At 47.0% G+C, this 11785-nt stretch carries 13 protein-coding genes; all 13 read left to right on the top strand.

The annotated features are described in order from the left end of the window. Positions 1-310 (top strand): hypothetical protein (locus tag B3O33_RS10530; RefSeq protein ID WP_292363556.1); only part of this gene is annotated, 310 nt, incomplete at its 5' end. A gap of 96 nt (positions 311-406) precedes the next feature. Next, positions 407-811: a PTS sugar transporter subunit IIA gene (locus B3O33_RS10525; protein WP_292356677.1), complete on the top strand. Its 405-nt coding sequence runs from the start codon at positions 407-409 to the stop codon at positions 809-811. Beyond that, the gene (locus B3O33_RS10520) at positions 808-1080 is read left to right on the top strand and encodes an HPr family phosphocarrier protein (protein ID WP_292361929.1); all 273 of its coding nucleotides are present in this window, start codon (positions 808-810) and stop codon (positions 1078-1080) included. The genes B3O33_RS10525 and B3O33_RS10520 overlap by 4 nt, the downstream gene beginning before the upstream one ends. Beyond that, positions 1077-2828: a phosphoenolpyruvate--protein phosphotransferase gene (gene ptsP / locus B3O33_RS10515; RefSeq protein ID WP_292361928.1), complete on the top strand. Its 1752-nt coding sequence runs from the start codon at positions 1077-1079 to the stop codon at positions 2826-2828. The genes B3O33_RS10520 and ptsP overlap by 4 nt, the downstream gene beginning before the upstream one ends. Positions 2829-2969: 141 nt before the next feature. Beyond that, on the top strand, positions 2970-4328 hold the full coding sequence (gene mgtE, locus B3O33_RS10510; protein ID WP_292361927.1) for a magnesium transporter: 1359 nt from the start codon (positions 2970-2972) through the stop codon (positions 4326-4328). A gap of 15 nt (positions 4329-4343) precedes the next feature. Beyond that, positions 4344-5441 (top strand): chorismate synthase, encoded by a 1098-nt coding sequence (gene aroC, locus B3O33_RS10505; RefSeq protein WP_292361926.1) that lies wholly within the window; start codon positions 4344-4346, stop codon positions 5439-5441. A gap of 11 nt (positions 5442-5452) precedes the next feature. Beyond that, positions 5453-6616, top strand: coding sequence for an MFS transporter (locus tag B3O33_RS10500; protein WP_292361925.1), 1164 nt, complete (start codon positions 5453-5455; stop codon positions 6614-6616). A 112-nt stretch (positions 6617-6728) separates the two neighbouring features. Further along, entirely contained in the window at positions 6729-8078 is a 1350-nt protein-coding gene (locus tag B3O33_RS10495; protein ID WP_292361924.1) for a Na(+)-translocating NADH-quinone reductase subunit A, read from the top strand. Between the two features lie 2 nt (positions 8079-8080). Then, entirely contained in the window at positions 8081-9289 is a 1209-nt protein-coding gene (locus B3O33_RS10490) for an NADH:ubiquinone reductase (Na(+)-transporting) subunit B (protein WP_292361923.1), read from the top strand. A 2-nt stretch (positions 9290-9291) separates the two neighbouring features. Beyond that, complete coding sequence (locus tag B3O33_RS10485; RefSeq protein ID WP_292361922.1) at positions 9292-10119, top strand: Na(+)-translocating NADH-quinone reductase subunit C; 828 nt, start codon at positions 9292-9294, stop codon at positions 10117-10119. Continuing rightward, entirely contained in the window at positions 10119-10781 is a 663-nt protein-coding gene (locus tag B3O33_RS10480) for an NADH:ubiquinone reductase (Na(+)-transporting) subunit D (RefSeq protein ID WP_292361921.1), read from the top strand. The genes B3O33_RS10485 and B3O33_RS10480 overlap by 1 nt, the downstream gene beginning before the upstream one ends. After that, a complete protein-coding gene (gene nqrE, locus B3O33_RS10475; protein ID WP_069296326.1) occupies positions 10782-11390 on the top strand; it encodes an NADH:ubiquinone reductase (Na(+)-transporting) subunit E in 609 nt (202 codons plus the stop codon). Further along, the coding region (locus B3O33_RS10470) for a 2Fe-2S iron-sulfur cluster-binding protein (protein WP_292363555.1) at positions 11390-11785 on the top strand (396 nt) is incomplete at its 3' end. The genes nqrE and B3O33_RS10470, both read left to right, overlap by 1 nt.

Below are 11785 nucleotides of genomic sequence, written 5' to 3'. Positions count from 1 at the left end.
CGGTCTATTGCATAGCCGTGAATTAGGCTTGATCGATATTCGCAAAGTATATGGTGAAGAGAGCTGGCGGAGCAGCTGCATTGCAGATTTTTGTATTGAGCTGAAATCAGTGCATCAACCTCCAGTCAGCGTCACCACACCAATTCACAGTAAATTTATTCTTGGTAAACCATTAGCAGTATTGACCTTATCTGTCCAGAATCCGGCATCATTAAAAACCCGAATTGACAGCTGGCTGGCAATGCAGAGTTCCCACCAACACAGCCATGCCAAAATGCAGCTCTGGCAACTGGCTAAAATGGCATTTTAAACACAGATATTTGCCTAAAAGGCTCATATCCATTACATTCATTGGCGGTAAACTGCCCTTCCAGTCTGACTTTTACTGGTGACCAAGAGAACCAAGATGACCGTAGGTATTTTGATCGTATCGCACAACCATATCGGCACCGAGTTGATAAACACGGCAAGACAAATGTTGTCCTGCTGTCCCTTGCCTACCAAAGTCATTTCTATCGAAGTAAAAGATAATCCCGACGCGATTCGGAAACAGCTTGATGGTGAATTGATTGGACTGGATCAGGGTAATGGTATTTTGATTTTGACAGATATGTTTGGCTCTACTCCCAGCAATATTGCTTGTGCGGTCTCTGATCGTGAAGATATTCGAATTGTTTCAGGGCTTAATCTTCCCATGCTAATCCGCGTTTTGAATTATCCAACCTTAAGCCTTGATGAACTGGAACACAAAGCAGTAAGTGGTGGCCAGGAAGGCATAGTTCGGTGTCATCATTCAGGATACCGTCCATGAAACAGGAACAGACTTTTACCATTATCAACCGACTGGGTTTACATGCCCGGGCTGCCGCCAAATTTGTCACCACAGCTTCTGAGTTCAATGCGGATATCCATGTTTCAAGGGATGACCGTCAGGTAAATGGCAAAAGTATTATGGGAGTGATGATGTTAGCAGCGGCCAAAGGCACTGAAATCCAGGTTACAGCAGAAGGCGATGATGCTGAACCTGCTTTACAGGCTATCGGTGAGCTGATTGCCAATTACTTTGGGGAAGGCCAATGACGCTTGAACTCCAGGGCATTGGTGTTTCCCGAGGCATCGCGATCGGCCGCGCACATATTCTGTTTCACAATCAGCCGGATGTACGTGAATACCTGATCCCTGCCTTTTCGATTGAACAGGAAGTTGAACGTCTGCTCGACGCCATTGAACAGGCCAAGCAGCAGCTCAAGTCGATACGTAATCATATTCCCGCCAACGCGCCTGCAGACGTAACCTCATTCATTGATACACATATTTTGATGCTCAATGACTCATCTCTGACCAAAGTCCCAGTCGAGATGATCCGCCAGCGTCGCTGTAATGCTGAATGGGCACTGCAACTTCAACGTGACGCACTGATCAACGTCTTCAATGAAATGGATGATCCCTATCTGCGAACCCGTCGTGATGATGTTGATCATGTGGTCAATCGTATCCATCGGATTCTGGCCGATCAGGAAGTTGCTGATCACGAAATTGCTGATGGACGGCTGAAAGGTCATATCATCATTGCTGAAGATTTGACGCCTGCAGATACCGTTTTAATGCAACATCAGGGTATTGCTGCCTTCGTCACTGAGCATGGTGGTGCGACTTCGCATACCACAATCCTGGCACGCAGCCTGGGTATTCCGGCCATTGTCGGTGTGGAATCTGTTCGTCGCTATGTGCAGGACAATGAGCCACTGATCGTCGATGGTGAAGCTGGCATCATGATTGCCGGTGCCGATGAAGGCACACTTAGAGAATATCAACAGCGGCGCATTGCTTTTGATGAACATATTTCATCACTCAGTCGCTATAAGTCACAACCGACCCGTACCCGCGATGGTAAAACCATTACGCTACTCGCAAATGCGGAATTGCCCGAAGACATTACGACTATCAGTAATGCCGGGGCACAGGGCATTGGACTTTATCGAACCGAATTTCTCTACATGAACCGTCTGGCACCACCCGAAGAGGAAGAACAGCTGGCGGCATATCGTGATGTGGTGGAAGGCATGAATAATCAGCCGGTCACCATTCGAACCTTCGACTTAGGCGCTGATAAAACCGTTGATGGTGGCCGTCATCTCACTCAAACAGTAGTCACAAATCCAGCGCTTGGTTTACGCGCCATTCGTTTGTGTCTGACTCAGCCGGCTATGTTTCGTACCCAGTTAAGAGCTATTTTACGGGCATCAGCCTATGGCAAAATCAAAATCATGTTCCCGATGATTTCCACAATGCATGAACTGTTGCAGGCACGTAACTTACTTGAGCAATGCAAACTGGAACTGGACAGAGAAGGACTGGAATATGATCATCGGGTTGAAATTGGTGCCATGATCGAAATCCCTGCCAGTGCAGTTTGTGCGGAAATGTTTGCTCGCCATGTCGATTTCCTGTCAATCGGCACCAATGATTTGATTCAATATACTTTGGCAATCGATCGTATTGATGACACAGTCAACTATCTTTATGACCCATTGCACCCTGCCGTTTTACGGTTGATTCATATGACACTGGAAGCTGGCAGAAAATTTAATGTACCAGTATCAATGTGCGGTGAAATGGCTGGTGATCCTCGTTATACACGTCTATTGCTGGCAATGGGGCTGGAGCATTTCAGTATGCATCCCAATGCTTTGTTAGAAATAAAGCAAATCATTAACGAAACTGATTTGAGTTTATTGCCGAGTAATACCCTTAGCATCATGGAAGTTTCTGATGCACTTGAGGCGGATATGTTGCTTGAACAAATCAACGCGCCGATTCATCACTAAAGTCTGTTTATCTCAAATAACCAAATCTGTTGTAAGAGATAAACAGGCCTGACAATTTAACGCTATCCAGCACAAGGCAAGCAGGCTAAAATAGCTTGCAAAACCTCCCCGTACAAGAACCGACGCCACCTGGAACCGGATATGTCTGAGCTGGACCAACATCGCAGTCTCAATCACTCGCTGAATGCATTTTCCGAGGCGCTAAAAAGTGGACGATTCGTCAGAATGCGCCGCTTATTAGCCAGCCTGCATCCCGCTGAAACAGCACATTTACTGGAATCTTTGCCGCCAGCCGAACGTCTGGTTTGCTGGCCGATCATTAACCCCGAATTACGCGGTGAAGTACTTTCCTATATTGGTGAAGATGTTCGTACAGGTCTGATGACCAACATGGACACGGCTGATCTATTAAGTGCGACTGAAGATCTGGATACCGATGATGTCGTTGATATCTTGCAGGATCTGCCCGGCCATGTGATGCAGGAAGTGTTGCGGGCCATGAACTCGCAGCGCCGACGTCGGGTTGAAGCCATTCTGGCTTATGAGGAGGATACTGCCGGTGGTCTGATGAACACCGATGTGGTCACGGTGCGTTCTGACATTACCCTGGAAGTGGTATTACGTTATTTGCGTATGTACGGCGAATTACCTGAAAACACGGATAGCTTGTACGTTGTTGATCATCAGGATAAATATCTCGGTACTTTACGTTTGTCGCAGGTTGTCAGTCGCAGTCGTTCGCTCACTGTACGCGAAGCGATGTCGCATCAGGTTGAGCCAATTCCGGCCAATATGTCTGACCACGATGTGGCACACCGTTTTGAAAAACACGATCTGATTTCTGCCCCCGTAGTAGATAAAGACAACCATCTGCTGGGCCGTATCACAATCGATGACGTGGTAGACGTTATCCGCGATGAAGCCGAACACTCTTTATTGAGCATGGCCGGTTTGAGTGAGGATGAAGACACATTTGCGCCGGTCAAAAAAAGTATCCATCGCCGCTCGGTATGGCTCGGCATCAACCTGCTCACCGCTTTTCTCGCCGCATGGGTCATTGGTCTGTTTGATACTACCATTGAAAAACTGGTGGCATTGGCAGTATTAATGCCGATTGTTGCCAGCATGGGCGGCATTGCCGGTAGCCAGACATTGACATTGGTGATTCGCTCCATGGCTTTAGGGCAACTGAATGATAAAAACCAGCGATGGTTGTTACGTAAGGAATTTCTGGTCGGCATGGCTAATGGTGTGATTTGGGCAATAGCAATCGCTTTTGTTACTTATCTGTGGTTTGGTAATTTTTTACTGGGAATCATGATTGGCGCGGCCATAATTGTTAATATGACTTGTGCTGCACTTGCAGGCGTCATAATTCCATTGGGATTGAAACGTATTGGTATTGATCCCGCATTGTCCGGCAGTGTGTTACTGACCACTGTGACAGATGTCGTCGGATTTATGGCTTTCCTTGGATTTGCTACTTTATTTATTGTTTAACTCGGATATTTGATTATGTCAGGCAACAGTTTCGGAAAACTATTTACCGTCACCACCTTTGGTGAAAGTCACGGTACAGCGATAGGTTGTATTGTGGATGGCTGCCCACCGGGACTTGAATTGTCTGAAGCCGATCTGCAGGGAGATCTGGATCGTCGTCGTCCCGGTAAAAGCCGTCATGAAACACAACGTCGCGAACCCGATCAGGTCAAAATTCTTTCAGGCATTTTTGAAGGCAAAACCACCGGGACTCCCATTGGTTTGTTGATTGAAAATGTGGATCAACGTTCAAAAGATTACGGCAATATTGCAGAGCAATTTCGCCCGGCTCATGCCGATTATGCCTATCAGCATAAATATGGTTTCCGTGATTACCGGGGTGGTGGTCGCTCCTCAGCTCGTGAAACTGCAATGCGAGTCGCCGCGGGCGGTATTGCCAAAAAATTTCTCAAACAACGATATGGTATCGAAATTCAGGGTTACCTGAGTCAGCTCGGACCGATTAAAGCTGAAACACTGGATTGGTCGCATATCGAAAACAGTTTGTTTTTCAATCCGGATCCGAAGATTGAAAGTCAGTTGGAAGACTATATGGATGCCCTACGCAAGGAAGGCAATTCAATTGGTGCTCGTATCAATGTCATTGCCCGCCATGTCCCCCCCGGTCTGGGTGAACCTATTTTTGATCGACTGGATGCTGATATTGCTCATGCGATGATGAGTATTAATGCCGTTAAAGGTGTTGAGATCGGTGCAGGTTTTGAGTCGGTTACTCAAAAAGGCACCGAACATCGTGATGAAATAACCCCTGAAGGCTTTCTGAGCAACCATGCTGGCGGTACGCTCGGTGGAATTTCCAGCGGCCAGGATTTACTGGTCAGCATGGCACTCAAACCTACATCCAGCTTGCGCATACCGGGTCGCAGTATCAACACACGTGGTGAGCCTATTGAAGTGGTTACACATGGCCGTCATGATCCCTGTGTGGGCATTCGGGCTACACCAATCGCTGAAGCCATGCTGGCATTGGTGTTAATGGATCATGTATTACGTCAACGGGCACAGAACATGGATGTCACGACTGATACACCAATTATTCCGGCGCAAGCCTGATCTGATCGCTGGTGCCTTTTTCTGGTCTACCCTACTGGCGACTGTCAGGATTTTATCTTTTTTATTTTGCTACTCTGGGTATTCTGGTTCCCTACTGGGGCCTCTACCTGCAGTGGGAAGGCTTCAGTGCCAGGCAGATTGGTGAATTAACCGCCATTCTGCTGGCCACCCGCATTATTGCACCAAATGTCTGGGGCTGGATTGCTGATCATCGTGGTCAGCGAATGCGTATTGTACGACTGGCAAGTTTTCTCAGTATTTTGGCTTTCTCTGCCATTTTTATCTCGCAAAGTTATTACTGGATAGCCGCTGTACTGATGCTATTCAGTTTTTTCTGGAATGCGTCACTTCCCCAATTTGAAGTCACTACCCTGCAGCATCTGGGCGAGTATAGCCATCATTACAGCAAGATCCGTGTGTGGGGATCTATCGGCTTTATCTGTGTAGTGGTGTTGCTCGGTTGGCTGTTAGATCGTTACGATGCCGGCATCGTCCCCTATGCCTTGCTGGTATCAATCAGTGGTATCTGGTTAATCAGCCTGACCGTTCCTGAATCAGCAAGTCGTCATCTCAGTCTCAATCACATCCCTATAAAGCAATTACTTAAACAACCTGCAGTGCGGGCATTTTTAGCCATCTGTTTTTTAATGCTGGTCAGCCATGGACCCTACTATACGTTTTACAGTATTTATCTTGAACAGCATGGATACAGCCGCACCCTGATCGGACAGTTATGGGCGTTGGGTGTGGTAGCAGAGTTAATGGTATTTCTGGTGATGCACCGCTGGTTACCACGCTTTGGCATACGTAAAGTGCTACTGGCCAGCCTGCTGCTGGCAGCGCTTCGTTGGCTGTTGATTGCGCTATATGCCGATCAGATTTTTATATTGATTGCCGCACAATCTTTACATGCGGCCAGTTACGGTGCCTATCATGCCGCTTCAATAGCATGGGTACACCAACATTTCACCGGCCGCAATCAAGGACGAGGACAGGCGCTTTACAGCAGTATGAGTTTTGGTGCCGGAGGTGCGGTGGGAAGCTTATTAAGCGGTTATTTATGGATTACCCCCGGACCGGAAATGACTTTCATTCTGGCGGCACTAACGGCTTGCACTGCATTTCTGATTGGTTTTGTATGGCTTAAAACAGCTAAATCCACTGCTGGAAAATAACCATTCAAATAACGTGGTAAGCTTCCCATAAGTACTGCAAAGCCGCTATACTCCTGCGTTGATAATTTCAAAAGCCAACAGTGCTCATGCACTGCTTCTGACTAGGTGGGATATGCATTTCTCAATTAAGAAAGGGCTGACATTGCCCCTTGCTGGTGCCCCGGAACAAACAATTAGCCAGGCTAATCCGGTCGCATCGGTTGCTGTGTTGGGTCACGAATACGTCGGGATGAAACCGACTATGCTGGTTGAAGAAGGGCAGCGGGTTAAATTAGGTGAAGCCTTGTTCACCGACAAGAAAATTCCCGGTGTGACTTATACAGCTCCAGGCTCAGGCGTGATTAAATCCATTAACCGTGGCGCTAAACGCGCATTACAATCTGTGGTAATTGAGCTAGAAGGTGATGATGAAATCACTTTTAAACATTACTCCCCGAAAGAACTGACGTCGCTCAGCCGTGAGCAAGTCCAGGAAAATCTGGTGGCGTCGGGTTTATGGACAGCATTACGGACACGGCCGTACAGTAAAAGTCCGGAACTGGATAGCGAACCTAAAGCAATATTTATTACTGCCATTGATAGCAATCCACTGGCCGCTGACCCCAATCTCATAATTAATGAGTACGCTGACGATTTTCGTAATGGTTTGACAGTACTCAGTCATTTGACTAGCGGTAAATTGTATCTATGCCAGTCACCACAGGCTGCATTACCGACTCCTGATCTCAAAAATCTTGAAACCCCGACTTTCTCGGGCCCTCACCCCTCTGGTCTTGTTGGAACTCATATCCACTGTATCGAGCCGGTTAGTGTCAAAAAAACCGTATGGCATATCGGTTATCAGGATGTCATTGCTGTAGGAAAACTATTCACCACCGGTCACCTCTGGGTAGAACGAATTATCTCGCTGGCAGGCCCCATGGTAAATAAACCTCGGTTAATTCGCACACGACTGGGCGCCAATACTGAAGATTTAGTCCGTGGCGAAGTTCAGAATGTTCGTTCCCGTGTCATTTCCGGATCAGTTTTCAATGGTCATACAGCCAATAACTGGGCCGCTTTCCTGGGTCGATTTCATTCTCAGATATCTGTGCTTGAAGAAGGCACCCACCGTGAAGTATTAGGCTGGATTCGTCCAGGCGGCGCCAATAAATATTCCGCATTGAATGTGTTCTTCAGCAAAATTTTCGGCAAAAAAGATTTACCGTTGACTACCTCACAAAATGGTAGTCCGCGAGCCATGGTGCCTGTTGGTGTATTTGAAACGGTTATGCCACTGGATATTTTACCCACGCAACTGCTGAGAGCTTTACTGGTCAGAGATACTGATTCTGCTCAGGCTCTGGGGTGTCTTGAGTTGGATGAAGAAGATCTGGCCTTATGTTCATACGTCTGCTCTGGCAAATATGACTATGGCCCAGCGCTGAGAGCCAATCTTACACAAATAGAAAAAGAAGGATAACCATGGCGCGTTTAAGACGATTCCTAGACCGGATAGAGCCATCATTCCAAAAAGGCGGACCATACGAAAAGTATTTTGCTGTCTATGAGATGATCGACACATTCATCTATAGCCCGGGCGATGTAACTCGTGGCTCCCCGCATGTTCGAGATGGTATCGACCTTAAGCGGGTAATGAGTTATGTCGTGCTCGCGACCCTGCCCGTATTAATGCTGATGTTATGGAATACCGGCTATCAGGCAAACAGCGCGATGGCCCAATTGGGTATGTCGACACTGGAAGGCTGGCGTGGCTGGATTCTGACCAGTTTTGGTATCGGTTACGATCCTAATAGCATGTTCTCTAATATGTTCCATGGGCTACTATATTTTTTGCCGATATATCTGACAACATTGATTGCCGGAGGTACCTTTGAAGTCATTTTTGCTGCTGTGCGAAATCATGAAGTCAATGAAGGCTTTCTGGTTACCTCCATGCTTTACAGTCTCACCTTACCGCCATCTACGCCTCTGTGGCAGGTTGCTCTTGGTATTATCTTTGGTGTGGTGATTGGTAAAGAAGTGTTTGGTGGTACCGGCAAAAACTTCCTGAATCCTGCATTAACCGGCCGTGCATTTTTGTACTTTGCCTATCCGGCACAAATGTCCGGAGATGCTATCTGGACAGCAATTGATGGTTATACCGGCGCCACTCCTCTTGCCCTGGCTGCCCTGGGTGGTTTGGAAGCTGTGACTGAAGCGGGTTATACCTGGACACAAACCTTTATTGGTCATATGCCTGGTTCGCTGGGTGAAACATCTACTCTGGCTATTTTACTTGGAGCGGCTTTCCTGCTGTATACCCGGATTGCCTCTTTTAGAATTATTTTCGGTGTGTTTATCGGCATGGTTGCCACGACCTGGCTGTTTAATATGATTGGCAGTGAGACCAATCCAATGTTTGGTTTGCCCTGGTACTGGCATTTATCACTGGGTGGTTTTGCCTTTGGTATGGTTTTCATGGCCACGGATCCGGTTTCTGCAGCCATGACCAACAAAGGCCGCTGGATCTACGGCATTCTGATTGGTTTTATGACTGTGCTGATACGGGTCATCAATCCTGCCTTCCCCGAAGGTATTATGTTAGCCATATTGTTTGCCAATATATTTGCCCCTCTTATCGACTATTTTGTCGTTCAGTCCAACATTAAACGAAGACTACAGCGAAGCTAACCATGGCAGAAATTACTCGGAAAAAAGGTTTTTTTGGACAGCTGATGCAGCGGCCCAATGATGACCCGACAAAAACCATATTTATTGCAATCATGCTGTGTTTGGTCTGTTCGGTCATGGTGTCGACGGCAGCCGTAGCACTCAAATCCAAGCAGGTTGTAAATAAAAAGAATGATATTCGGCAGAACATACTGGCCGTTACCGGACAGTATGAACCCGGCATGGACATGGAAGTTGCCTTTGAACAATTTGAAGTCCGATTAGTTGACCTGGCATCCGGGGAGTTTGCGGAAAACGATATTGATCCGACGACGTATGATCAGCGCAAAGCCTCCGGGTCGCCAGATTTAGGAGTACGCCTCGGTAATCGTGAGGATATTGCCGGAATCGGCAGCAGAGCCAAATACGCACCTGTTTATATTCTGCGTCAAGGTGATGAAATCGAACAACTGGTCATTCCGGTTCATGGTTACGGCTTATGGTCGACTATGTACGGTTTTCTCTCCCTGGAGAGTGACTTTAATACCATTCGTGGTTTGCGTTTTTACGAGCATGCAGAAACGCCAGGCCTGGGCGGCGAAATAGAAAACCCGCGCTGGTTAGCCAAATGGGAAGGTAAAAAAATATTTGATGAAAATGGCAATGTGGAATTCAGAGTTGTTCGGGGTTATGTCGACAACAATACACCACAAGCTGAGTATAAAGTCGATGGATTATCCGGTGCTACTCTGACCAGCCAAGGTGTATCCAATATGATGGTCTTCTGGTTAGGTGAAAATGGATTTGGTCCTTTTTTGCAAAACATGCGTTCAGACGTGGGGAATAACTGATGGCAAGCCAAGCAAAAACCAATGTTATCGACCCGTTAATCGATAACAACCCTATTACATTACAAGTATTGGGAATCTGCTCCGCATTAGCGGTGACAACCAATATGACTGCGGCGCTGATCATGTGTATCGCCTTGACGACGGTTGCTGCATTTTCAGGCGCGATTATCAGTATGATTCGTCATCATATCCCGTCAAGTATTCGCATCATCGTTCAGATGACGGTCATTGCTTCACTGGTCATTATCGTTGATCAGATTCTCAAAGCTTACGCTTACGAGGCAAGCAAACAATTATCTGTGTTTGTCGGTTTGATCATCACCAACTGTATTGTTTTAGGCAGAGCAGAAGCCTATGCCATGAAAAACTCGCCGGGAATGAGCTTTCTTGATGGTTTAGGTAATGGTCTGGGTTACAGTTTAGTGTTGCTGGTTGTCGCCTTCTTCCGTGAATTACTGGGCGCTGGCAAACTGTTTGGGCAAACTATTATTCCTGTCGCTAACGAAGGTGGCTGGTATATGCCCAATGGTTTGATGCTGCTGCCACCCAGCGCATTTTTTATTATCGGCCTGATGATCTGGGCAATTCGTAGCTGGAAACCACAACAAGTTGAGGCGCCGGACTATCAGATTCACCAGGTACACCGCACGGAGGTTTTGTAAATGGAGCATTATCTCAGTCTGTTTATCCGCTCAATTTTCGTCGAGAATCTGGCTCTGGCTTTCTTTTTGGGGATGTGTACCTTCCTCGCAGTATCGAAAAAAATCGAAACCGCTCTGGGCTTGGGTATCGCGGTTATTCTGGTTCAGGCAATAACCGTTCCAACCAATAATCTGATTTATCAATACCTTCTTAAAGAAGGCGCCCTGTCATGGGCAGGTTTACCAGATGTTGATCTGAGTTTCCTGGGCCTGATCAGCTATATTGGTGTTATTGCCGCTATGGTGCAAATCATCGAAATGGCCATGGATAAATATGTGCCGGCACTCTATAACGCGTTAGGTATTTTCCTGCCTTTAATCACGGTGAATTGCGCCATTTTAGGGGGCACATTGTTCATGGTAGAACGTGATTACAATCTTGCAGAAAGTGCCGTATATGGTGTGGGAAGTGGTTTTGGCTGGGCGCTGGCTATCACTGCAATCGCAGGCATCAGAGAGAAACTTAAATATTCCGACGTTCCTGACGGCTTACAAGGCCTTGGCATCACCTTTATCACTGCGGGCTTGATGGCGTTAGGATTCATGGCATTTTCGGGGATTCAACTCTAATGGAAATCATTTTAGGCATCGTCTTATTCACGCTGATCATCATGGCGTTGGTATTCGTTATTATCAGCGCCCGCTCCAAATTGGTAGCGACCGGTGATATCGACATTATTGTCAATGATGAAAAAACGATTAAAACCAAGGCTGGCGGCAAACTTTTAGGGGCTTTAGCCGATGCTAACCTGTTTGTATCTTCAGCATGTGGCGGTGGTGGGACCTGCGCGCAATGCAAGGTAAAGATCTTTGAAGGCGGCGGCTCTATTCTGCCCACTGAAGAATCACATATCACTAAACGTGAAGCCGCTGAAGGTGATCGGTTGTCTTGTCAGGTGGCCGTTAAACAAAACATGCGGATTCAGGTGCCGGAAGAAGTATTCGGCGTGAAGAAGTGGGAATGC

Origin of the sequence: Methylophaga sp. UBA1464 (genome assembly GCF_002325665.1) — a bacterium.
Classification (GTDB): Bacteria; Pseudomonadota; Gammaproteobacteria; order Nitrosococcales; family Methylophagaceae; genus Methylophaga.
Note: the sequence above shows the minus strand (reverse complement) of the source record. Positions and strands in the feature narration are given on the sequence as shown.